The sequence below is a fragment of the Pedobacter sp. Leaf41 genome, assembly GCF_001422545.1.
GTDB lineage: Bacteria > Bacteroidota > Bacteroidia > Sphingobacteriales > Sphingobacteriaceae > Pedobacter.
This window is the reverse complement of the sequence record NZ_LMLE01000007.1, coordinates 264,629-287,068: the sequence shown is the minus strand read 5'-3', so window position 1 is coordinate 287,068 and position 22,440 is coordinate 264,629. Positions and strand designations below refer to the sequence as shown.

At 36.4% G+C, this 22,440-nt stretch carries 21 protein-coding genes; 9 read left to right on the top strand and 12 right to left on the bottom strand.

The window, feature by feature from the left end; translation table 11 throughout:
- Positions 1 to 107 precede the first annotated feature (107 nt).
- A complete protein-coding gene (locus ASE92_RS11635) occupies positions 108 to 491 on the top strand; it encodes a diacylglycerol kinase family protein (RefSeq protein ID WP_056850270.1) in 384 nt (127 codons plus the stop codon).
- On the opposite strand, the gene ASE92_RS11630 is transcribed toward ASE92_RS11635, so the two are convergent.
- The 3 genes from ASE92_RS11630 to ASE92_RS11620 are packed head-to-tail and all read right to left on the bottom strand — an operon-like array spanning position 471 to position 2,156.
- Positions 471 to 1,040 (bottom strand): DUF922 domain-containing protein, encoded by a 570-nt coding sequence (locus ASE92_RS11630; RefSeq protein ID WP_056850269.1) that lies wholly within the window; start codon positions 1,038 to 1,040, stop codon positions 471 to 473. The two genes, ASE92_RS11635 and ASE92_RS11630, sit on opposite strands and share 21 nt — an antisense overlap.
- 35 nt (positions 1,041 to 1,075) lie before the next feature.
- The gene (locus tag ASE92_RS11625; RefSeq protein ID WP_056850268.1) at positions 1,076 to 1,672 is read right to left on the bottom strand and encodes a hypothetical protein; all 597 of its coding nucleotides are present in this window, start codon (positions 1,670 to 1,672) and stop codon (positions 1,076 to 1,078) included.
- Positions 1,659 to 2,156 carry an RNA polymerase sigma factor gene (locus tag ASE92_RS11620; RefSeq protein WP_010601992.1) on the bottom strand — a complete coding sequence of 166 codons (498 nt, stop codon included), beginning with the start codon at positions 2,154 to 2,156 and terminating at the stop codon, positions 1,659 to 1,661. The genes ASE92_RS11625 and ASE92_RS11620 overlap by 14 nt, the downstream gene beginning before the upstream one ends.
- Positions 2,157 to 2,317: 161 nt before the next feature.
- Between ASE92_RS11620 and ASE92_RS11615 the strand changes: the two genes are divergently transcribed.
- The 4 genes from ASE92_RS11615 (at position 2,318) to ASE92_RS11600 (ending at position 6,314) form a co-directional block, all read left to right on the top strand.
- Positions 2,318 to 3,694 (top strand): dicarboxylate/amino acid:cation symporter, encoded by a 1,377-nt coding sequence (locus ASE92_RS11615; protein WP_056850267.1) that lies wholly within the window; start codon positions 2,318 to 2,320, stop codon positions 3,692 to 3,694.
- A gap of 169 nt (positions 3,695 to 3,863) precedes the next feature.
- Complete coding sequence (locus ASE92_RS11610; RefSeq protein WP_056850266.1) at positions 3,864 to 4,364, top strand: hypothetical protein; 501 nt, start codon at positions 3,864 to 3,866, stop codon at positions 4,362 to 4,364.
- Positions 4,365 to 4,474: 110 nt separating this feature from the next.
- The gene (locus ASE92_RS11605; protein WP_056850265.1) at positions 4,475 to 4,837 is read left to right on the top strand and encodes a BlaI/MecI/CopY family transcriptional regulator; all 363 of its coding nucleotides are present in this window, start codon (positions 4,475 to 4,477) and stop codon (positions 4,835 to 4,837) included.
- A 4-nt stretch (positions 4,838 to 4,841) separates the two neighbouring features.
- On the top strand, positions 4,842 to 6,314 hold the full coding sequence (locus ASE92_RS11600) for a M56 family metallopeptidase (protein ID WP_056850264.1): 1,473 nt from the start codon (positions 4,842 to 4,844) through the stop codon (positions 6,312 to 6,314).
- 237 nt (positions 6,315 to 6,551) lie between these two features.
- On the opposite strand, the gene ASE92_RS11595 is transcribed toward ASE92_RS11600, so the two are convergent.
- Positions 6,552 to 9,215, bottom strand: a complete 2,664-nt coding sequence (locus tag ASE92_RS11595; protein WP_082455040.1) for a TonB-dependent receptor — start codon at positions 9,213 to 9,215, stop codon at positions 6,552 to 6,554.
- Positions 9,212 to 10,165: a GLPGLI family protein gene (locus ASE92_RS11590; protein ID WP_056850262.1), complete on the bottom strand. Its 954-nt coding sequence runs from the start codon at positions 10,163 to 10,165 to the stop codon at positions 9,212 to 9,214. Before ASE92_RS11590 ends, ASE92_RS11595 begins: the two co-directional genes overlap by 4 nt.
- A gap of 842 nt (positions 10,166 to 11,007) precedes the next feature.
- Here ASE92_RS11590 and rplU point away from each other — a divergent pair.
- Positions 11,008 to 11,319 (top strand): 50S ribosomal protein L21, encoded by a 312-nt coding sequence (gene rplU / locus ASE92_RS11580; protein ID WP_010601215.1) that lies wholly within the window; start codon positions 11,008 to 11,010, stop codon positions 11,317 to 11,319.
- Positions 11,320 to 11,370: 51 nt separating this feature from the next.
- Positions 11,371 to 11,778: a 50S ribosomal protein L27 gene (gene rpmA / locus ASE92_RS20940; protein ID WP_082455039.1), complete on the top strand. Its 408-nt coding sequence runs from the start codon at positions 11,371 to 11,373 to the stop codon at positions 11,776 to 11,778.
- Between the two features lie 277 nt (positions 11,779 to 12,055).
- Here rpmA and ASE92_RS11570 read toward each other — a convergent pair whose 3' ends face one another.
- From ASE92_RS11570 to ASE92_RS11555, 4 genes are all read right to left on the bottom strand, one after another.
- A complete protein-coding gene (locus tag ASE92_RS11570) occupies positions 12,056 to 13,030 on the bottom strand; it encodes a polyprenyl synthetase family protein (protein ID WP_056850260.1) in 975 nt (324 codons plus the stop codon).
- 42 nt (positions 13,031 to 13,072) lie between these two features.
- Entirely contained in the window at positions 13,073 to 15,205 is a 2,133-nt protein-coding gene (gene rnr / locus ASE92_RS11565) for a ribonuclease R (protein WP_056850259.1), read from the bottom strand.
- A gap of 502 nt (positions 15,206 to 15,707) precedes the next feature.
- Positions 15,708 to 17,411: an ABC transporter ATP-binding protein gene (locus ASE92_RS11560; RefSeq protein WP_056850258.1), complete on the bottom strand. Its 1,704-nt coding sequence runs from the start codon at positions 17,409 to 17,411 to the stop codon at positions 15,708 to 15,710.
- Positions 17,411 to 18,124: a 3'-5' exonuclease gene (locus ASE92_RS11555; protein ID WP_056850257.1), complete on the bottom strand. Its 714-nt coding sequence runs from the start codon at positions 18,122 to 18,124 to the stop codon at positions 17,411 to 17,413. Before ASE92_RS11555 ends, ASE92_RS11560 begins: the two co-directional genes overlap by 1 nt.
- 109 nt (positions 18,125 to 18,233) lie before the next feature.
- Here ASE92_RS11555 and ASE92_RS11550 point away from each other — a divergent pair, with 109 nt between their 5' ends.
- Positions 18,234 to 18,731 (top strand): DUF1579 domain-containing protein, encoded by a 498-nt coding sequence (locus ASE92_RS11550; protein ID WP_056850256.1) that lies wholly within the window; start codon positions 18,234 to 18,236, stop codon positions 18,729 to 18,731.
- Positions 18,732 to 18,809: 78 nt separating this feature from the next.
- Here the strand turns inward: ASE92_RS11550 and ASE92_RS11545 are convergent, their stop codons facing one another.
- The 3 genes from ASE92_RS11545 to ASE92_RS11535 all read right to left on the bottom strand — a co-directional run bounded on the left by ASE92_RS11545 (position 18,810) and on the right by ASE92_RS11535 (position 22,021).
- Positions 18,810 to 19,709, bottom strand: coding sequence for a DUF72 domain-containing protein (locus ASE92_RS11545; RefSeq protein ID WP_056850255.1), 900 nt, complete (start codon positions 19,707 to 19,709; stop codon positions 18,810 to 18,812).
- A 144-nt stretch (positions 19,710 to 19,853) separates the two neighbouring features.
- Positions 19,854 to 21,242: an arginine decarboxylase gene (locus tag ASE92_RS11540; RefSeq protein ID WP_056850254.1), complete on the bottom strand. Its 1,389-nt coding sequence runs from the start codon at positions 21,240 to 21,242 to the stop codon at positions 19,854 to 19,856.
- Between the two features lie 416 nt (positions 21,243 to 21,658).
- Positions 21,659 to 22,021, bottom strand: a complete 363-nt coding sequence (locus tag ASE92_RS11535; protein ID WP_056850253.1) for a hypothetical protein — start codon at positions 22,019 to 22,021, stop codon at positions 21,659 to 21,661.
- Between the two features lie 183 nt (positions 22,022 to 22,204).
- Here ASE92_RS11535 and ASE92_RS11530 point away from each other — a divergent pair, with 183 nt between their 5' ends.
- The gene (locus ASE92_RS11530) at positions 22,205 to 22,438 is read left to right on the top strand and encodes a hypothetical protein (protein WP_056850252.1); all 234 of its coding nucleotides are present in this window, start codon (positions 22,205 to 22,207) and stop codon (positions 22,436 to 22,438) included.
- Positions 22,439 to 22,440 lie beyond the last annotated feature (2 nt).

Genomic DNA, 22,440 nt, shown 5'->3' with positions numbered 1-22,440 from the left:
AGAGTCAGGATTTTAAAACACATCATTGTAGAAGCTTTTAAAGCAGCATCTCTAGCTATTTGCAGAGATGCTGCTTTGTTTTAATATGCTATTTAGTAAATTGCGAAATGCAAGAAAATCGCAAATTCTCAGTAATAGACAGAATTAAAAGCTTTAAATATGCTTTTAATGGATTGCGGTTATTTTTTATTAATGATCATAATGGCAGAATTCATCTATTTGCAGCGCTAATCACCATTGGCTTATCGTTCTACCTACAGCTTTCTGCATCGGAGTGGATTGCAATTTCGGCTGTCATTACTTCGGTAATTGTAGCTGAAATAATCAATGCGTCGATAGAGAAATTAGCCGATGTTGTTTCTCCAGAATATCATCCTAAAATTAAAGTTGTTAAAGATTTAGCCGCTGCTGCGGTGTTAATGGCTGCTTTGTTGGCAGTGGTTGTTGGATTAATCATCTTCCTACCGAAATTATCGCGAATCATTGGCTAGGGTAGCAGCTCGAGATTCGGCCATTTTATCTTCAATAATTTTATCCCAACGTGCCTGCATTTTATGATTGCTACCGTGTTCGGTTTCCTCATCATAATTGCGTTGCATAGTGTCGAAATAATTGCTTAGTTCGTTCGCTAACTGAGAAATTTGAGCCTTATAATTTTTTATTGAATAGTTTCTGTTTTTTAGAACACGCTCCGCCTCTGAAAGTAAAATATATTGAATATTAACATGTCCTTGTTCGTGGTGAAGCAAGCTGGCACTCACATTCGGATCATTAATTTTATCCCACTTTACCCATGAGCGGTCTTTATCAATGCTTATTTCATTTTTAAGATTGATAGCTACTCGATTTCTATAGATGGTAGATTCGTAACTGTATTTCCACGTCATTGCCGTTAATGCAAAAAATGGGGAACGCGTATCAGGCTTTCCTTTAAAATAAGTTTCCCAATCCAGCTGAACGGGCTGGGTAAAATCTTGCTTAAAACCGAAAGTAAACGGTAGTATGAGTATAAGCAGTAAAATTGCAAGACGTGTTTTCATCACAAAATTGAATTGAAAAAACCGTGCCTAAAATGTTATTGCATTGAAATTTGTGCACTTATTCTTTCAAATTTTTCAATTAGTAGAGAGATACGCTCCTTTTCGCGTTTTATAACCGCATTTCTAAGAATTGTAGAGCAGAACAGAATCCAAAGAAATGTGAAACTAACCGCTACAATCGTCATGGTAATACTTAAGTGTGCAAGTATTTCGATGAAATAGAAAATCAGTCCAAGTGAGAGTGCGACAGTATAAAACCAATAAAGGGAATTGTATAGTTTATATCTATTCAACTGATATACTCTTAAATCACTGAGATATTCATTGGGGTGAAGGGTATAATCGCTTTTTGAAATTAACCGATGATCCCGGTATAAAATTAAAATATATACGCCTATCGCTAGCAAAGTAATGCTAATTCCTATATGTGTGGTCCACGATTCGAAATGAAAGAACACCCATAAAACGGCGATTGCAATAAACGATGCAAGCATGCCAAGGATATTTAAAGCAGATTTTAACTTCAAACCATTCACTTCTTTCTTTACTTGCTGTAGCATTTCATCAGCAGAAACCTTAACTTCTACATCGTGTTTTTGCCACAACTCTTGTATTTGATCAAACGCTTGCATACTGGTTATATAGTTCTGTTAATTTTTGTTTAATACGATGAATTTTAACCCTCAAATTGCCTTCACTTATTCCAGAGATGTCGGCAATTTCGTGGTATGGAAGCTCATCAAGCACCATGGTAATAATTAAACGGTCGTTTTCTTCAAGTTTCGATATGCATTTATAAAGCAGGGCTACCTGTTCATTCTTTTCTGAAAACTCTTCAATTTTGTTTTCAATAATGTTCTCTGTCAACTCGTCTTTTGCTTGTCTTTTTTCCGATCTGAGATAGGTAAGGCAAGTGTTGACGGCAATTCTATAAATCCAGGTTGATATTAATGATTTGTTTCTAAACTTGTCCAGATTCTGCCAAACCTTTAAAAAGGTTTCCTGTAGAAGATCATTAGCAGCATCGGTATCGCCCGTGTAACCATAACATAAATGGAAGATCTTTTTGGAATTCGAGTCGAAGATTTCTTTAAATAGCTTGTCTTTTTGTTCCATTTATGGGTTTGTAGATGTTTTTTAGATGGAGGTTATCGTTTTTTGTTACAGCGAAATTAGAAAATTAAATAATTTTTAAACACCCTGGCGATCAAAATTTGTTAGCCACGGTAAATATCGTAGTTTTACCAAATTAACAGAGCCACAAACTTTTTATATTCATGAAGAAAAACAAACTCACGCTGTTCATTTTTATAGCGCTGATTGCCGGAGTTGCATTAGGCTATATTCTGAACGTTAATTCGATTGATGTTTACAATCAGAAAATCCTAAACGCTGATGCGCAGGTAAAAAGCATAGAGGTAGCCATTAAAAAAACTACCGATACAACATCTGCAACTTTTACCCAGCTTAAAGCCGAAAGAAAAGCGAATGCTCAAATTAAAAAGGAGAATGAAGATATCCGGGAAAAGAAGCTTGAATATTTCACGCTTTTGAGTGATATTTTTCTTCGCTTGATAAAAATGATTGTGGCGCCCTTGGTTTTTACAACTTTGGTGGTAGGTGTGGCTAAAGTTGGCGATATTAAAGCTGTAGGCCGCATTGGCGGTAAAACTTTAGGATGGTTCATGGCGATGTCGCTAATGTCTTTAGTACTTGGATTAATTTTAGTTAACCTGTTCGAGCCTGGAAAACACATGCAGTTAACCTTGCCAGATCAAATGGTAAATACCGGCATCCAAAAGGCTGCTATGAGCGTAAAAGATTTTATCGCCCACGTTTTTCCTAAAAGTATTGCCGAATCTATGGCCACCAATGAAATTCTTCAAATCGTTGTATTTTCTTTGTTTTTTGGTGTAGCCACAGCTGCCATTGGCGACTTAGGCCAGGTAGTAATTAAAGCGTTCGACGCCATTGCGCATGTGATTTTGAAAATGACGGGTTATGTGATGAACTTTGCTCCATTAGCAGTTTTTGGTGCGATGACAGCCATAGTAGCCAAGCAAGGACTAAATGTGCTTAATACCTATGCTATTTTTATTGGAGAGTTTTACCTGGGTTTAGGTATTTTATGGGCAATGCTGATTTTTATCGGCTTTTTAATCCTTAAAAAACGAGTTTTCAAGCTAGTAAGCGATATGAAAGAGCCGGCAATTTTGGCTTTCAGTACAGCCAGCAGCGAGGCTGCTTACCCCAAAACCATGATGTTGCTAGAACGTTTTGGCTGCAAAGATAAAATTGTGAGTTTCGTATTGCCGTTGGGCTATTCGTTCAATTTGGATGGCTCCATGATGTACATGACTTTTGCATCGCTTTTTATAGCGCAAGCTTATGGCATTCATTTAGGTTTCGAACAGCAAATTTCAATGTTATTGATTTTAATGTTAACCAGTAAAGGTATTGCGGGTGTACCGAGAGCTTCATTGGTAGTAATTGCAGGAACCATTGCCAGTTTCAATATTCCCGAGGCAGGTTTAGCCCTACTGATTGGTATCGATCCGCTATTGGATATGGGCCGCTCTGCAACTAATGTTGTTGGTAACAGTATCGCAACTGCAGTAGTAAGTAAATGGGAAGGGGAGTTGAAAGATTCGTAATTGCGAGTTCTAGTCATCCATCAGACGTTTTTAGTTTAGTATGTATTTAATAAATGATTTTGGGATGTTTCGATGTTCACTAAATTTTCTAAACTTTGCATCGTTTTGGATTAACTCAAAATTTGATAGTCCAATAATTCAGTCATTCAAAATTCAATAATTAACTCAAGTGTCAAGTAGAGGAAAAAAAATATTCTTAGCCATTACCATCATCGTACCGATGATTATTTACTGCTATATCTATTACAAGCCCATTATTCAGAATGCACCATTTCGCAAGGCTGATTTTGTTTCCATGCAATTTAGCTACGGATTAAAAGATAACTTAGAAAATAAGTATGATTCAAAAACGGGTGTTTATCAATATGTAAACAATAGAGACTCGGTGATTACCAAGAAAGTTTTCTTAAAAAGCGACGATATTTTGTACATGCACAGAAAGGCGAATGAGATTGGTCTTTGGAATTTTCCCGATACGATTGGTCAAAAAAGTGCTAAATCGAAAGCAGTTCCACGTTACGATATCACCTTCAATTACAAAGAAAAATCGAAACATGTAGTGATATATGGCGATTTTGATGGAAACCCAAAGTTGTTGGATGCTGCCGTTCAAATGCGTAAAGTAATTCAGGAAACTTTAAACCAGGCTGAAATAAGATCTGGAAAGTAATTTTATTACAGAAAATATTAAAAGGCTTGATTGTAAACCTAAAATTTAGGGTTGCAATTAAGCCGTTTTTTTTAGGATGATTTCGTATATTTACGATATATTCGTAATTGATGGAGAAATTAACATTACAAGAAGAGGAAGCAATGCTTGCGGTTTGGCAAGTTGGCAAAGGTTTTATCAAAGATTTTATGGACACAATGCCTGAGCCTAAACCTCCGTACACCACATTGGCGTCGACCATCAAAAATCTGGAGAAAAAGGGTTATTTGATTAGTGAGCGCTTCGCCAACGCCAATCGTTACAGCGCAAAAGTAAAAGAGGTTGAGTACAAAAAGCGCTTCATGAATGGTTTTGTAAACAATTATTTTCAAAGTTCGTATAAAGAGCTGGTCGCTTTTTTTGCAAAAGATAAAAAGATAAGTGCCGAAGAATTGAAGGAAATTATCAACTTGATCGAAAACCCTGAAAAGTAATGTCATGCCACAATTTTTCCTTGTACTATTGAAAATTAATCTAGTGCTGATCTTATTTTCTGCTACCTATTATCTTGTGCTTAGAAGATTGACGTTTTATTCCTTAAATCGTGTTTTTCTTGTCTTTGGAATCGTTTTTTCATCAGCCTATCCGTTTATCAATTTAACAGATTTCTTTTCTGGAAAACAACCAATTCCTGGTTTCATTCCACAATTAAATCAAAATCTCAATCAAATTATTCAGGAAGACTCAGTTTCAGTCTTCTGGTATTCTTTAAGTGTACTTTTTTATATAGGCTTTTTTTTGATGGCAATAAGGCTATTGATTCAGTTTGTTTCACTACGCCAGATGCATAAAAAATCTGCTGTTGGTAAACTAAAAGATTTCAATGTTAGGATTTTGAATGAGGAAGTAAGTCCCTTTACTTTTTGGCAGACAATTTATATCAATCCAGCATTACACCAAGCTCAGGATTTGAACAACATTCTAGAGCATGAAAAAGTACACGTTGAGGAATGGCACACTTTGGATATCATTCTTGCAGAAGTTTGCGTGGTTTTTTATTGGTTTAATCCTGGTGTTTGGTTGATGAAAAAGGCTGTTAGAGAGAACATCGAATTCATTACTGATGCCAAAATATTGAAAAAAGGTATTGATAAAAAAGCCTATCAATATAGTTTATTAAATGTGGGTAGCTTACAGCCGTCTATCACGATTGTGAATAATTTTAATCTGTCAGACCTTAAAAAGCGAATTAAGATGATGAATGCTAAACGTTCGTCAAAAGTTGATCTTTCGCGTTATTTATTGGTTCTACCAGTTTTACTTTGCGTTACACTGGCCTTTACCATAGATGAGAAAAATGTTCAGAAAAAGATGGCGCCGCTGACTACAATAATTAAGAATGCTTTGCCAAAGCGTGATATTCAAGTGATCATCGAGAAGCCAGAGAAAATCAAACGAAAGGTTGATATTAAATCTACTCATGAGTTAAAGAAAGGAGTTGACTCCGTTGAAAAAATGACCTTCGTTTTTAAAACGCATTTTGAAACTACCGATACGAGCTATCAATCTATTTCAAGCGAGTTGGGTAGGCTTGTTGGCAAAGTGACTGATCTGCGAGCAACTGAAGGGGCAAAAACAAAAACAATGTTGCAGCATTTCACTTTTAAAGATAGCTCAAGAATTGATCCGAATATAATGGGTGTCTTTTTGCGAGATGTTGATGCACCAAATACTAACAAATCAATAAAAGCCACTGTTAATAAAGTTGTGCTAATAAAAACCCTCAGCAAAGTTTCAAATGTTCAAAATGGAACAGAAATAACGCCCAAATCTGTTGAGGAAACAGATTACTACATTAACGGGGCCAAAGCTACTCATGAAGATTTTAAAGGTATTGACCCCAATAATATTTTAGCTATTAAAGTTTTGAAGGGCAATAACCCGGCAATACAAATTACAACTAAGCCATAAAATTTTAATAAACTTTTCTCATTTTTTATCATGGTGAGTCTGTCTATATGCTTTAGATCAATTTATAATTTTCTTTTTGACAATCTCCATTGATATTTATTCTCCTTGCTAACCATCATTTTTAGCGAGCTCCAAAAAATTTTCGGACTTCTATTAGTTTAGTGATTTTTCCCTGGCTAATTTTGATAGCGATTTATCTAACGGTTAATCTTTTTGATTTAAACCAATTGCATCTATTTAAAAGCTGAATGTCGCTTTTAGCATCGCCACCCTTCCAGGGATAAGAAAAGTTCCTGTAGTTAAAGAATTTGCTGAAAGATAAATAGCGTCGAATCGTTTAATGTTTGCCAAATTCGTTACCCCAAATTCAAAATCTGTTTTAAACTTCATTATTTTGTATTTTACATTCGCATCGGCAAATAAATAATTCAGATTTGGTTGGCTGGCCTGGTGTGTAAATAAATGTTCAGCAGATAAATTCAGGTAAACATTACTAACGGTGGCGATGGCCACCGATGTTTGTTGCCTTAATTGCTGAAAATTGGTAGTGATTGCATTTGCAACCTCAGCTTTGTTATTGGTAACAGAGTAAATAGCATTGTACGACCAGTTCATAAACTTCGTCAACTTAGCTTCAATTCCTGCTTTGTACGATATTGTTTGGGTATTGAATGGTAAAAGTTCATTATTTTGCAGTTGACTATATCTACTTTCTGAATAGTTAAGGCTGGCATTAGCTGTGCTTTTCAAAGCGAAAATATATTTACTTGCGTTTGCAGTAATAAAGAGGTTTTTTACATGATTTTGTAGCGGTAATACCATTCGCTGTTGAATATTATTACTTAAGCTGTAAGAAGAAATTGTATTGAGTTTAGTGTTGTTGTAACCTGCAGAGGCGTTAAAGAAAAACATCTGCATGGCTCTCCTAAAGTTAAATTCGCCACGAAAGCTATGTGTCTCTGCTTCAGAAATGGGTGCGTTATTTGCAAATAACGAGCGATAATTTTTTAAAACTGTGCCACGGTATACGTCATCAATTCCCCCGAGATCGTTTTTATAGAAATAGTTTGCAGAAAAATAGTTTTCGATCCCTGTTTGGTATTTAATATTCAGGGATGGATTTAGAAAAAGTTTAGTCAAACTACTATTCAAGGAATTTACAGGATCGTTGTAATTGATATGGTTATAGCTAACAGGTAAGCTCAATCCCGCCTTTAGTTTATCATTGGTGTATTCGTAAGTGGCATCGGCATATGCTCGGCCTTTAAACCACTTCAAATCATTTACTGTATTCTGCGAAACGAGTTCGGAAGTTTGATCGTTCTGGATACGATAGAGTTCAGAGTTTAAATTCTGCTGCTGGAGATTAAAACCTACCTTGTAAGTTTGAGCGAAACCACCCTTAACAAAAGCAAATGAAAGGTAATTGTTAGTGTACCAAGTGGGCAATTTGACATATTGATTCAATCCAAGATAACTATTTCCATTATTAAGGATGTCGGCATTTAAACCTTGCGAAATATTCAAAGTTTCTGGTTGCGAGGTATTGTTTAAATAGGAGTAAAGGTTAATTACATTTTCGGATTTTAATTTCTTGCGGTAATTGAGCTCATTCGAAATATCGAAGGTTTTTTGCGATAAATATTGGTTCGCAGCCACATTATTGATAGAGAAAGCCGAAGTGGTTTTAAATGGCAGGTAATCTAAAGATAAATTATTGTTGAAGTAATCATTCTCTGCGTTCTTATTCAAATTAAACTGCGCTCTTAATTTCTGTGGGTTAATCTTGTTGTTCTGAAACTCGGTATAACTAATAATTTGATCTTCTAAATAAGTCTCCGAAAATTGATTGTATTGTTGCCTGCGGTTATCGTAGAGGTAAGAAATGTTTGCCCTTAACTGTAAATCCTGATTAAACTTATATAAATTGTTCAGGTTTACAACACCAGCCTTGTTGAACAGATATCTGCTTTGAGGCAATGAAGGCACTCCGGCTGCGCCGGTAGATAGTAAGCCATTTGGTTTGGTATTATCTAAACGCTTCTGGTAGTCAGAAAAATTGTGTGAGGTTAATTCTATACCTGGGTCAATGCCAATGTTGTTGCCCTTAATGTTGTTAATAAACTTCAATCTCTTGTTGAACAACATCGCGGTTAAGTTTTCATCAAAGCGATTCGGTGCTCCAGCACCTACGGTAGCGTCGCCCATTACCCTTAGTTTCGCCTCATCTTTAAGTACGAGGTTTAGTGCAACATCATCACTCATATTATTTTTTCGCATCATTTTAATCGGTTGATCATTTTGGATCACCTGTACTTTATCAACCGCATCTTGCGGGATACTTTTTGTGCCAATGTTATACTTGTCGTCAAGCAAGTTGTCGCCATCTACATACAAATTAGAGATGGATTTGCCATTATAGCTGATTTTTCCATTTTCTGCCACTTCAATACCTGGCATCTTTTTAAGTACATCGCCAATAGTTCGGTCTTGCTTATCCGCAAAATCGGATGTTTTATAGTTTAGTGTATCTCCTTTAGTTGTTAACAGCGGACGGTTTTTGACTGTGACCGTTTCTAAATTAGTTTCGCTTGCTTGTAAAACCAGATCCTGATTCCTATTAATATCTTTAATAGCAATGCTTTGTTTTTTATAGCCGATACTCGATGCTTCAATGCGATAACCAATAATCTGCTCACTTTTAACGGCTAGGTTAAACTCACCGTTTTTATTTGTTCTGGTAAAAATGATTATATTTCCTTCATTATCTTTTAGGTTCACATTTACAGATTCGATAGCCTTGCCTGTATGATCTTTCACACTTCCTTTGATGGTTTTTTGAGCAAAAGCTACTGCTACTCCAGAAAAATACATCAGTGTAATCAAAATGACCGCTCTCATTTTTTGTCAGGGATTTCTATAGGATTATTGATTTCAGCTTTAATTATTGGTTGACCCGTGGGCGTAGATACGCTTTTTTTAAAGGCTCCTTGAATGCCATTTGCAGCCATTTGAGCTTGCATAAATCCTTCAGGGTCCTTGTCGCGGGCCGCCTTTAGTTTGTCAAGTTCCTTTCGCGTTGTTTTTATCGCATTGGCAGGCAGTTTAATTTCCGACCCTAAGTAAGCGGTATTAGTTTCTATTCCTGCAATTCTCAGCGTTCCTGTTGAACCATTCGGCATGGTAATTTTCTGATCTCCATATGAAGCATTTTTCGCATCATCTGCGATTACGTTTTCAAGTCCGGCAAATTCAAATTTTACTTCTTTCTTTTCATCATAAGCCTCAATTATTAAACCTGGTAAACCATTTAGTTTCCACGGACCGCTTTGAAAAGGAATATCAGTAGCGTACCAGGCAATCCAGTTTCTGCCTTTAAAATTAGCCATGGCTTTTTGGCAAGGGATACCCGAAAAACTCATGGTATCTTTTGTTATCTTCCAATCTATTTGTGGCGCCGTTTCTTCAATCAAATAATGATTAAGCAGTTTTTCTTTGCTAAACATTTTACCTTCGTTGGCAAAAAAGAAATAATCTACAGCGGTGGTCGGCGACTTCGTTTCACTTTTGATTTCGATTTTCATGCTATTGCTGCCTGTTTGGTTTTTAATCTGCTCTTCAATTTGCTTTTTCGCATTTAAAGCTTGATTCAGTTTATCATAACTTGTATACACAGAAGCGTTTTTTCCAGTAACCAGTAACATGTTTTCTTTGTGCGGCTTGTCTTTTTGTGTGGTGTCTTGAATATGGGTATAGGTGTATCTCACTCTGGCAAGTGCCTTATCGGGATTTTGAGCAAATGTTGAAACGGCAAATAATGTCATCACTGAGGAAATGAGGGTGCTTTTCATAAATTTTGTGTTGTTAAGTTTTATTTAATTTTCGTAAATCTACGAAACTTTCGTAATAAAGAAAGTGGTTTAACATTTTTTAACTAATAGCAAGTTTTTAGTTTAAGCGTTTGATTTGAAAATGAATGTTTGGTTGTCTATTGCGGTATTCAATCCCGCTTTCACTGCAATCTTTTTAAACAACTTTTTTCATGCTGAGGCACGAAGCATTTGTTTATAGGTTGCAGATGCTTCGTGCCTATCATTGACGTTTTTAACTTTCCGTTATTGCCTGCCTGCGGCAGGCAGGCGATCCCGATTCTTTATCGGAGAAGCAATCTCATTTTTGTATTATTCTATTAAAAGAGATTGCTTCGTGCCTCGCAATGACGACCGTTCTTAACGTCATCTATATTGATTTTTATGAAATAAATTAACCCTCAGCATAACAAAAATATTTAAGGTAATGCAATAAAAAGTATTTTCGTTCAATTGGGTTTATAAACAAAGGCATGTTTTCTATAGCAGCGCATTTAATAAAATTGTTTGTAAAGTTTGAGGGTTGCTAACAACAGTTTGAAATACCGGCCTGGGTAAAATAAACCTAATGGTAATGAAAAGCCCGAAGCGCAGCGAGGACTTGTAATAAACAGCAGGGCAGATGTAACCTAATATATTCAGGTTTTGCTTTCCAAATCGGATCAAAAACATATTGTAACTCGATCTTAAAATCTGGTAATCCTATAAATCTTGGTTCCGGAGGATTATAGTTAAAATATTTTCGATATGTGTTTGTGTGTTAATTGAATTTGTTCTATATTTGCACCTCGTTAAATAAAAATTAAAAAACTAATATTTAAACAATGTACGCAATAGTAAATATAGCAGGGCAGCAATTTAAAGTTGCTAAAGACCAGCACCTTTTTGTACACAGATTGCAAGGAGATGAAGGCGCTAGTATTGAATTTGATAATGTATTGTTGGTTGATAATGGTGGTGCAATCACTGTAGGAGCTCCTGCGGTTAAAGGTGCTAAAGTTTCAGCTACTATCGTATCTCATTTAAAAGGTGATAAAGTAATCGTTTTCCACAAAAAACGTAGAAAAGGTTACAAAAAGAAAAATGGTCACCGCCAGTTTTTCACAAAGATTCAGATTTCTGATATCACGTTATAATTCATTAGTTAACCAATAATTCGCTTCTAGCGAGTTAAAAAATATAAAATCATGGCACACAAAAAAGGAGCCGGTAGTTCGAAAAACGGACGTGAATCGCATAGTAAGCGTTTAGGTATTAAAATTTTCGGTGGTCAGTTAGCTATCGCTGGAAACATTTTAGTACGTCAACGTGGTACAAAACACCATCCAGATAAAAATGTTGGTTTAGGAAAAGACCATACATTATTCGCTTTGATTGATGGTACTGTAGTTTTCAGAAAGAAGCAAGATAACAAATCTTATGTATCTGTTCTTCCTATCTCTGATGCTGAAATCGAAGAAGCATTAGCTAAAAAACCAGCTGTTAAAAAAGAAGTTGCTGCTGTAGAAGTTCCTGCTGAAGCTGCTGCTAAAAAAGCACCTGCTAAAAAAGTTAAAAAAGACGAAGCTACTGAAGAAGCTGCTGTTGCAGAATAATTAGTATTAATCGATATTTGAAGAGTCCTGATGAAAATCAGGACTTTTTCTGTTTATGGGATCATGTACAACTTATCATCTGCTACAATTAATTTTTATGAAATAAGTTAACCCTCAGCCTGACTGCGCATCTTATTACATGAAAGAGCATTTCTGTCTTCTATTCGCATTACGACTCCCGTTTTCACGGGAGTTACGATTTATGAAGTATTATTTTCTCTATTGAAATATAAAATTATTTTGCAATAAGCTCTTTTTAAACGAAGCGTTATATGTGTTAGTATTCTCTAGCCATTAGCTGATTAGTTAATGTGAGCAGATTGTTTTTTTGCTCAGTGCTCACATTAATTTGCTCAAAAAAGTTTAATGCCTTATCCAGGTAGTTATTCATCGTTTGTTTAGCAATATTTTGAATATCCAAAGTATTGTAAACGGAGGTTACTGTTGCGACTTTTTCCTTGATGTCGAAATCTTTATAACCCGTCCAGGTATCTAAAGACTCCTTGATATCACCTTCTGCCAGTTCAAATGCTTTTAGTAGTAAGAATGTCTTCTTGTTTGCGATGATATCGCCACCAACCTGTTTTCCAAACTTCTCAGGATCAGCATAAACATCCAGAATATCATCCTGTAATTGAAAAGCAATTCCGATGTTTTCTCCAAACTGGTAGATCAAATCAGCATCTTTTTCTGAAGCCCCTGCGATGATCGCACCTAACTTTAAAGCGCCACCCAGCAGAACTGCCGTTTTTAACCTGATCATGTTGATGTATTCTTCAATACTTACATCATCACGGCTTTCAAATTCCATATCGAGTTGCTGTCCTTCGCAAACGCCTTGAGCTGTTGCGTTAAAAGTATCTAGAACATCTTTCAGGAAGATTGGATTAACCTTGGCTAGGTTTTTATTTGCCTCAACCATCATCACATCTCCACTTAAAATAGCCGTATTGGTGCTCCATTTCTCATGTACGGTTGCTTTACCCCGGCGCAGAGGTGCATTATCCATTATGTCATCATGCACTAACGTAAAGTTGTGAAAAACTTCAATTGCCATGGCTGCATGGATGGAGTCGTGGGCATCCTTACCAAATAGTTCGGTTGCCATTAAAACCAGAAGTGGCCTAACGCGTTTTCCCCCCAGGTTAATGATATAAGTAATCGGATCGTAAAGCTGTTTAGGCTGATCAGGAAACTTTAAATTTTTTATTGCTGTATCTAAGATTTGTTGTAGTTGTTCTGTTGTATGCATCTTTTACGTAAACACGGTGTCTTTGGGCACGAATGTCTTATTTTAATCAGGAATAAGGGTGAAATCAATTTGGCGTTTAGAAAGGTCGACTTTCTTTACCCGAATCATCACTTCATCACCAAGTTGATATTTTTTCTTTTTTCTTTGGCCAACAATGCAATAATTTTTTTCATCGAGTACATAAAAATCGTCAGAAATATCACGCAAACGAATCATTCCCTCACATTTATTTTCTTCGATCTCAACATACATACCCCATTCGGTAACTCCAGAAATAATCCCTTTGTATTCAGTACCAATATTATTTTCGAGGTATTCGGCTTGTTTGTATTTAATTGATGCTCTTTCTGCATCGGCGGCACGTTTTTCCATTGCAGAAGAATGAGCGCATGCTACTTCGTAAAATTCTGCATCAGCAGATTTACCACCAGCTAAATAGGTTTGGAGCAGCCTGTGTGCCATTACATCGGGGTAACGACGAATTGGCGAGGTAAAGTGGGTGTAGTATTCAAAAGCCAAGCCATAATGACTCGTCTTTTTAGTTGAATAAATTGCTTTAGCCATTGAGCGGATGGCCAGTGAAGTTAATATATTCTGTTCTTTCTTACCTTCTACATCGGCCATTAAATGGTTCAGTGATTTGGCAATTTCCTTATCCGATTTAGTATTGATTTTATAACCGAAACGGGAAGCAAATGTGGCGAAAGAAGTAAGATTTTCCATATTGGGCGAATCGTGAACCCGGTAAACGAAAGTTAGTTTCTTCTCACCCTTTTGCTTTTTAGCCACAAATTCTGCCACTTTTCGGTTGGCTAGAAGCATATAATCTTCAATTAATTTGTGTGCATCTTTCCGCTCTTTTACATAAACTCCAATTGGTTTGCCAGATTCATCAAGCTTAAACTTTACCTCGGTACTTTCAAAACTAATGGCACCATTTTTAAATTTACGATCACGCAAAATATAAGCAAGCTCATTAAGTTTTAGAATTTCTGTGGCGTAATCACCAGCTTTATTTTCTATTACTTGCTGCGCCTCTTCATAGCTAAAACGTCTATCAGAATGAATGATAGTCCGCCCGTACCATTCAGCTTGAATATTGGCCTGCTCATCGAGTTCAAACACTGCAGCAAAACACAATTTGTCTTCATTTGGACGAAGCGAGCAAACACCATTACTTAAACGTTCTGGCAACATCGGGATTACGCGATCAACCAAATATACTGATGTAGCACGGCTATAAGCCTCCTTATCTAAATCGGTTCCCTGAATAACATAATGAGAAACATCAGCAATATGAACCCCAATTTCATGGTTTCCATTCGGAAGTTTCTGATAGGAAATGGCGTCATCGAAATCTTTAGCGTCTGCAGGATCGATGGTGAAAGTAAGTATATTCCTAAAATCTTTACGCTTTGCAATTTCTTCCGCGGGAATTTCCTCAGGGATTGCATTAGCCTCTTTTTCTACCTGCGGTGGAAATTCTAAGGGGAAACCATATTGAGCCAAAATGGCGTTCATTTCGGTGTTGTTTTCACCTTGGTTTCCTAATACATGTTTTACAATACCGATAGGATTCTTAGCGCTTTCCGGCCAATCAGATAAGGTTACCAAAACCCGTTGACCGTTTTTTGCATCCAACGTATCAGCCAATGGTACGAAAATGTCATGCATCATCTTTTTATCGTCAGCGATAACAAATGCAAATCGATCGGATATTTTAATTACACCAGTAAAATCTGACTTGGCCCGTTTCAGGATTTCTACAACCTCGCCTTCGTTTTTTCGTCCACTTTTTTTAGCAAAAACATAAGCTTTGACGGTATCGCCATGTAATGCATTTTTCAATTTTCTAGGAGCTACGAAGACGTCTTTCTCAAATTCGTCTTCCGGAACGATATAGGCAGAACCATCAGCGGTCATATCAACAGTTCCGATTATGAAATTTTGAAGATCTTTAAGCTTGAATTTTCCTTTTTCTGGTTCAAGGAAAATACCGGCGCCTTTGCCTTCTTTTAATATTTCCAGGATGGTTTCTCTTGATTCCTGATCGTTCAGATTTAATTTAGCCGAAACCTGTTTATAGTTAAGAACCTGATTGTTGTTTTTTTCAAATACATCACTAACCAATTGATTTAGAACCAATTTTATATTTGCCGATTTCTTCTTTGCCATACGCTAAAACTGAATTTACCGAAGATACAGAAAAGATATAAACGATGGTTAATGTGTGGTGTAAAATGGATGACGAATGACGTAAATAAACACGAAATTTAAGATAGATTAGGTGGGATTAATAAGGTTACGGTATAGCCGTTATTTATCTCACATCATTACATTTTCCATCTTGAGCCGAGGCAAATGCACTAAGATAATTTTATCTTGCCCAGACAGGCCTTCCACTTTTTCTTGATGAAAAGTGGAGCAAAAAACAAGGCTTGCCATTACTTCGGTAAAAATTCGTCAAACCACAACGAAAATAATCTGAAGCCTGCCTCTGCTTTTATGCCGCCACACGGCTAAAAATTATTTTGGACACTACAGTTTGAACGGTTTTGAAAGTGGTTTCAACGTTTCCTCAAAATAATGGCTAGGCCAATGCGCTTTTGGTTGTTGCAGAGATATTATCTAAGTACATCAATACCTAACGCTCAGTTGTAATACGTTCGCCCCTGCATCAAGAGCCCGGTATCGCCTCAATTAATTTTTTGGTGTAAGCTGCCTTTGGTGCATAGAAGATTTGTTCCGGAAAACCTTCCTCTTCAATTTTACCTTTATTCATTACTAAAATACGATCTGATATATGTTTCACCACCGCTAAATCATGTGAAATGAAAATGTATGTCAAACCGAATTCGCGTTGAAGATCTCTAATTAAGTTCAGTACCTGCGCTTGTACAGAAACATCCAATGCCGAAACGGATTCATCACAAATAATGAATTTTGGTTCTAAAGCCAAAGCTCTTGCAATGACCACACGCTGCCGCTGCCCGCCGCTAAATTCATGCGGGTAACGGTTAAAATGCTCCTCTTTCAAGCCTACCTTACTCAATAGTTCCAGCACTTTTTGCTTTCTTTCTGCATCATTTTTATACAACCGATGTACTTGCAAAGGTTCTAAAATTGATTGGCCAATGCTAAGTTTTGGGTTTAAAGAGGCGTATGGATCCTGAAAAATAATCTGAATATCTTTTCTTAATTTCCTCAATTCAGATCTGCTGATGTTTGTGATATCTTGACCGCTGAATATGATACTTCCTGATGTAGGTTGAATCAATCGTAAAATTGTTCTGCCAAGAGTTGTTTTACCACAACCAGATTCGCCGACCAAGCCTAAAGTTTCTCCGGGAAAAACCTCAAAATTAATCTGGTCTACTGCTTTCACGTAATCGGTGGTTTTGCCAAACAAACCATTGTGAATGGAATACCAGGTGCAAAGTTCTTTAACCTGAAGCAAAGGTTTTTTAGCGTAAAGTAATGCTCTACGTGAGACAATTTCTTCTTCCGTTAACTGGTTAGATGCATTCAAGTGTGCATTTGCATCGGCAATTTTTCCGGTTAAAAAATCGGCTACAACCGGCAGTTTCTTCAATTGCAGGCTAGGAGAAGGGCGACAAGCTAGCAAGCCTTTAGTGTAAGGGTGTTGAGGATTTTCAAATATTGACTTTGCAGGCCCTTGCTCTACAATTTCGCCTTTGTACATTACAGCAACCTCATCGGCGATTTCATTTACCACACCTAAATCATGCGAGATAAAAATCATGCCCATGTGTCGCTCTTCTTTCAGCTTTAAAAGCAGTTGAAGAATGGTTTTTTGAACAGTAACATCGAGTGCAGTTGTAGGTTCATCAGCAATTAAAAGTTTTGGGTTGCAGCTTAAAGCCATCGCAATCATCACCCTTTGTTTTTGTCCACCAGAAATTTGATGCGGGTAACTATCAAATATCTTCTCTGGTCGCGGCAATTGAACCTCATTAAAAAGGTCGATAGTTTTTTCTTTAGCCGTTTGTTTATCAACTTTTTGGTGAAGTATGATGGCTTCTGCCACTTGCTCGCCACAGGTAAAAACAGGATTCAATGAAGTCATGGGTTCCTGGAAAATCATTGAAATTTGATTTCCCCTTATCTGACGGATTTCATTTGAACTTAAGTTGAGCAAACTAACGTCTTCAAAATCAATATCGCCGGTAATTTTAGCTGAACGTTCGTCGTGCAAACGCATAATGGAAAAAGAAGTTACGGATTTGCCCGATCCAGATTCTCCAACAATACCCAAAACAGTTCCTTTTTTAACATTGAAACTGATTGTTTTAACTGCCTTAAACCAGGTTTTTTCTTCTTGATTGTAGAAGTCGATATTTAGATTTTCAACGTTTAGCATCAGGATACAATGGTAATGTTTTCTGCTGAAATAATATCCATTCCTTTAAATTTTAGTAACACTTGAGCGGTAGTCACTACATCTTTTTGACAATAGGTTACAATTCTATCCAGATTTTGCTCTTCATAATAAACCTGCCTAACCTGGCTTCCATCAATGTCGTCTTTTGGCGTAGGGATATTCAAAATTGTCGCTAATAAATTCAAGGAAGTGAAATGTTTATGGTCGCCAAACTTCCACATCTCCATAGTATCCAGGTGGTTAATTTCCCAGGGTTTCTTACCAGAGATATCTAGCTGAGTTGGAATTTCTAAGCCATTGATCAGCAATCGTCTGCAGATATAAGGATAATCAAATTCTTTTCCATTATGGGCGCAAAATGCCAATGTAGGCACTTGCCTGTTAATTAGCTTCGAAAATTCTGTTAAAATTTCTTTTTCGTCATGGCCATAAAATGATTTCAAACGTAAAGAATACGATTTATTTTGATAGCTGAAAATCCCTAAACTGATACAGATGATCTTTCCAAATTCGGCTAAGATGCCAGCTCGTTCGTAAAATTCGTCTGCGCTTTGATCTGTCGTCCGTTGAAAATGTGTTTTCTGCTCCCAAAGCTGTTGTAAATGCGGCGGAACTTCACTGAAGGTTGGATATTGAGGAACTGTTTCAATATCTAATACTACAACCTGACTTAAATCGAGCTTTTTTAGCATGAAACAAGATACTAATTTTATGATTAACCAAAAAGCAATACCGAATTTTCAGTGGGAACATCTTCAATTAATCAATCTAACAATCCGATAATATTTTTTAAGTTTGATTATGGCAAAAGGTAAATTTGAGCAATCGCTAGCAGATGGTGCTCACCAGAAACTAAAAAACATCGTCGGCAGTTGGAAAGGAACTGCCAAAACCTGGTTTGAAAGAGATGTTTTAGCAGATGAGTCTCCTGCCGAAGCTGAAATAACTTCGATTTTGGATGGGCGTTTCATTTCATACGATTATCAAAGTAGTTTAGACGGAAAGCCTTTGGAAGGCAAGATGATTATTGGTTTTGATATTCCATACCAGAAATTTACCTTCAGTTGGATCGATAGCTTCCACATGGGTACACAGATTATGCAAGCAACAGGCCAAGCAACTGAAAAAGGCTTTTCTATTTTAGGCTCATGGGGAAACCCCGAATATGGTGACCAACTTTTTGGCTGGCGTACAGAACTGGAAATTGTTAGTAAAGATGAAATTGTTTTTTCAGCGTATAATATTATGCCAGGAGAAGAAGAGGCGAAAGCAATTGAAGCGGTATACAAACGAGTTTAATACTCTTTCAGGAATGCTGTTTTATACAAGATTTTGTCGAATGATTTCAAGCAAATCATTCGATAAAATCTTAATATATTAGAATAATGTTGGGCCTGGAGTGTTGCCATTTCCCATTGTGGGTATTTTTAAATCTGTTGCTATAGTCTTATTTAGTTTTTCAATAAAATAAGCAGACAATAAAGGCGAAGCTAGTTCGATATTTTGGTGTACAAAGAAATACAAGTTTTGCAAACCTTGTTCTTTCCATTTAGCTATTTTTTCTACCCATTCATCTAACCGGGTATAATCACTTTCATGGTTTGCACCCACATAACGAATAAAAGCGGTTGGCGTTGTCAACCTCATGTGCAGCATGTCTCTTCTACCAGCGGTATCTACAATGATATTGGCCACTCCATTATCTTCGAAAAGTGTAGCAAACTCGCTGGCAATAGTCGGGTTAGAAAACCACTCTGCATTTCTTACTTCAACACCTAACGGAATTACCTTTGGAAACTCTTTCACCACAATTTTCAGTCGCTCAAAATCTTTCGGCTTGAAATTATCATGTAGTTGAAGAAAAGCCATGCCCAGTTTGTCTTCAAAGTTACTGATCGCATCAGCAAATTGTTCAACAGGTTCTTTAACGTTAATTAGCCTTTTGAAATGACTCACCGTATTGGTTAATTTAGGGAAAAATTTAAAGTCAGCAGGTGTTTTTTCCTTCCAGGTAATCACCTGTTCACTGCTTGGCATTCCATAGAATGTAGCGTTTAATTCAATCGAATTGAATTGTGTAGCATAATAGGTTAACTCATCTTTTGTTCCCTTCGGATAAAATCCTTTTAAATCTGCTTTATTCCATTTGGCGCAACCCACATAAGCCTGAAAATTTTGTTGAGGTTTATTTATTGCTAAGATTCCTGCTGTTTCAGGGGCATCTGCGGGGAGGGTGAAATCTATAATCGAAGGGTCGTCTACTTTACCGAATTGCATAATCTGTTGTGGGTTACAAGTTGTGTTTACCAGTTTGGCAATTTGTAAAATTAGAATATCCTTATGAATAAAAAAACTCGAAGCATATTTACTTCGAGTTTTAATTATGAATTTAAGATTTATAACCCGAAACAGGCAACCTATTTAATAACCCAATATTTTCAAAACCTGCTTGCTATTCTGTTCTTCACCAAAAACTTCGAAGTTGAAGCTTTCATCGCGGTTTCTGCGAATAAGCACATGTTTCGGACTAGGCAACAAACAATGATGTATACCGCCGTAACCGCTTAATACCTCTTGATAAGCTCCGGTGTGAAAGAAACCAAGGTATTGCACTTTACGTGTTTTAGGCATGAATACACTGTTCATGTGCGCCTCCTGATTATAATAATCCTGTCCGTCGCAAGTGATGCCGCCTAAGTTAACACGCTCATATTCAGCATCCCAGTTGTTAATTGGAAGCAAAATGTATTTTTGATTCAATGCCCAAACATCCGGTAAATTGGTAATAAAAGAACCATCCAACATCAACCAGCGCTCACGATCATTTTGTTGTTTTCTACCTAAAACTTTGTATAAAATTCCTGATGCTTCTGCAACCGTGTATTTACCAAATTCAGTAATAATATCTGGTTCCATCACATCATGAATGGCACAAATTTCTTTAATCCTTTTTACAATTTCGTTTACCATGTACTCGTAATCGAAATCGAAAACCAATGAATCTTTAAATGGCATACCGCCACCAATATCCAGGGTATCTAAATCAGGATTAATCTTTTTAAACTTACAATAAAGCGTTACGTATTTCTCTAATTCGTTCCAATAATATGGCGAATCCGTGATACCAGAATTAATGAAAAAGTGCAACAACTTCACGCGGAAATTAGGATTATGAACGATTTTGTTGTTATAAAAATCGATAATATCTTCCATCCGCACCCCTAAACGCGAAGTATAAAACTGCGAATCAGGCTGCTCTTCAGCTGCGATACGGATACCAAGATTACATGGCGTATCAATGTCAACCTCATCATCAAATAGGTTAAATTCCTCCTTATTATCTAAAACGGGGATGATATTGGTATAACCATCATGCAACATATCAATAATATATTGCTTGTACTGGTAGGTTTTAAAACCGTTGCAAATAATGGTTGTATCCTTAGTTAAATGACCTTTTTTCTCCAAAGCATCAACCATAGGCATATCAAATGCAGATGAAGTTTCAAGGTGAATATTATTCTTCAATGCCTCCTCTACAATGTGGCGGAAATGCGAACTTTTTGTACAGTAGCAATACTTATAGTCACCACGATAATTGTTTTTTAAAATGGCAGTTTGGAAAAGAATTTTCGCTTGCTGAATCTTCTTAGTTACCATCGGTAAGTAGGTGAAACGTAGGGGAGTACCGTAAGTTTCAATCATTTCCATCAGGTTTAAATCCTGAAAATATAATTCATCATCTATCACATCAAAGCCTTCTTGTGGAAAGCCAACGCTTAGATCGAGAAATTCTGAGTAACTCTGCATTTACTTTTAAATAATTTTTGCAAAAATGTAATTTTAAATCGAGAATTAATCCTTATTAAAAATATTTTTACTGTAGAGAAACGCTTTAGTTTTATACAGAATATTTCGGCAGTGAGTTTTTAAAATATGATTTTGAGAAATGTGTTCGGTTATTTTTCATAAGAGCTAATATTTTCCAGAAGATTGAGAGGATTTACGCAGATTTTAACTCATTTATTTTGCGAGAATTATTTTAAATCTACGTTAGTGAGCTTTTTTTGATTTGGAAAGCAAGACCTGATTTAATTTTAATCTTAGTCCAGCTTTCCGTTTTACTCTTCCGATAGAAGAATCAGGATTCGTGTTCACTTCAATCGGGTTTAGCACCAATCCGATTGTACAACTATTCAACTATGAAGGGGTTTTGCCAAGGAAAATCAAGGTATCAATCTAAGTATTGTACCATATTGTTTTTCCTTTATTTCAGTCTCAGATAAAATTTCGAAATTAAATTTCATCTGATCAGTGCTTATTTTTAGATTCTTGCCATTAATTTTATACGTACCCCTATAAATTACATCCCCACCTGGTGCAATATCAACTACACCATCAGGTTTTAATGTTACTCCCCAACCTCCATCATAAGGATTTGAAGGGGCAGGTTTGAAACCCACTTCCGCAAACCGCTTCTCTTCATTTATTGTTAACTGATCCTTTTTGCAGCCACAGAAGAATATAGATAACGTTAAAATGAAAGCTGCGATGGGCAATATAGTGATTGAGAAAAATTTAGATTTCATGATTTTAGGTTTAATTCATAATTAAAACGATCACTATCGTGTGAATGCTACATTCTTTGTGAGATTAATTTTAAGTGCCATGGAATCAACAAATTGAAATTATTTACATTTATTTTAAAGTAATTCTAATTCTCATTCGTCTCTAATCCTGAAAACCTAAAATTTTACTTAAGAAATTGCCCTATGATCTCGATTTTTAAAACGAATATTCAAACAGGAGTTGAACTCAATAAAATTGCCCAGCATCTAAATAACTTACTCTCTGGAGCAACCTGGAGTGTTGATCTATCAGACGCTGATAAAATCCTTAGAATAGATTCAAGCATTGATAAAATTGGAGATGCGGTGTCTCTACTTACCAAATTCGGTTATGATTGCGAAAACTTGCAAAACTTTTATGCCCCGCCGGTTTGGTAATA

What these genes read in the sequence shown, in the direction of transcription:
- ASE92_RS11635 (WP_056850270.1), top strand. Translation starts at nt 108, where the DNA reads ATGCAAGAAAATCGCAAATTCTCAGTAATAGACAGAATTAAAAGCTTT.
- ASE92_RS11630 (WP_056850269.1), bottom strand. Translation starts at nt 1,040, where the DNA reads ATGAAAACACGTCTTGCAATTTTACTGCTTATACTCATACTACCGTTT.
- ASE92_RS11625 (WP_056850268.1), bottom strand. Translation starts at nt 1,672, where the DNA reads ATGCAAGCGTTTGATCAAATACAAGAGTTGTGGCAAAAACACGATGTA.
- ASE92_RS11620 (WP_010601992.1), bottom strand. Translation starts at nt 2,156, where the DNA reads ATGGAACAAAAAGACAAGCTATTTAAAGAAATCTTCGACTCGAATTCC.
- ASE92_RS11615 (WP_056850267.1), top strand. Translation starts at nt 2,318, where the DNA reads ATGAAGAAAAACAAACTCACGCTGTTCATTTTTATAGCGCTGATTGCC.
- ASE92_RS11605 (WP_056850265.1), top strand. Translation starts at nt 4,475, where the DNA reads ATGGAGAAATTAACATTACAAGAAGAGGAAGCAATGCTTGCGGTTTGG.
- ASE92_RS11600 (WP_056850264.1), top strand. Translation starts at nt 4,842, where the DNA reads ATGCCACAATTTTTCCTTGTACTATTGAAAATTAATCTAGTGCTGATC.
- ASE92_RS11595 (WP_082455040.1), bottom strand. Translation starts at nt 9,215, where the DNA reads ATGAGAGCGGTCATTTTGATTACACTGATGTATTTTTCTGGAGTAGCA.
- ASE92_RS11590 (WP_056850262.1), bottom strand. Translation starts at nt 10,165, where the DNA reads ATGAAAAGCACCCTCATTTCCTCAGTGATGACATTATTTGCCGTTTCA.
- rplU (WP_010601215.1), top strand. Translation starts at nt 11,008, where the DNA reads ATGTACGCAATAGTAAATATAGCAGGGCAGCAATTTAAAGTTGCTAAA.
- rpmA (WP_082455039.1), top strand. Translation starts at nt 11,371, where the DNA reads ATGGCACACAAAAAAGGAGCCGGTAGTTCGAAAAACGGACGTGAATCG.
- ASE92_RS11570 (WP_056850260.1), bottom strand. Translation starts at nt 13,030, where the DNA reads ATGCATACAACAGAACAACTACAACAAATCTTAGATACAGCAATAAAA.
- rnr (WP_056850259.1), bottom strand. Translation starts at nt 15,205, where the DNA reads ATGGCAAAGAAGAAATCGGCAAATATAAAATTGGTTCTAAATCAATTG.
- ASE92_RS11560 (WP_056850258.1), bottom strand. Translation starts at nt 17,411, where the DNA reads ATGCTAAACGTTGAAAATCTAAATATCGACTTCTACAATCAAGAAGAA.
- ASE92_RS11555 (WP_056850257.1), bottom strand. Translation starts at nt 18,124, where the DNA reads ATGCTAAAAAAGCTCGATTTAAGTCAGGTTGTAGTATTAGATATTGAA.
- ASE92_RS11550 (WP_056850256.1), top strand. Translation starts at nt 18,234, where the DNA reads ATGGCAAAAGGTAAATTTGAGCAATCGCTAGCAGATGGTGCTCACCAG.
- ASE92_RS11545 (WP_056850255.1), bottom strand. Translation starts at nt 19,709, where the DNA reads ATGCAATTCGGTAAAGTAGACGACCCTTCGATTATAGATTTCACCCTC.
- ASE92_RS11540 (WP_056850254.1), bottom strand. Translation starts at nt 21,242, where the DNA reads ATGCAGAGTTACTCAGAATTTCTCGATCTAAGCGTTGGCTTTCCACAA.
- ASE92_RS11535 (WP_056850253.1), bottom strand. Translation starts at nt 22,021, where the DNA reads ATGAAATCTAAATTTTTCTCAATCACTATATTGCCCATCGCAGCTTTC.
- ASE92_RS11530 (WP_056850252.1), top strand. Translation starts at nt 22,205, where the DNA reads ATGATCTCGATTTTTAAAACGAATATTCAAACAGGAGTTGAACTCAAT.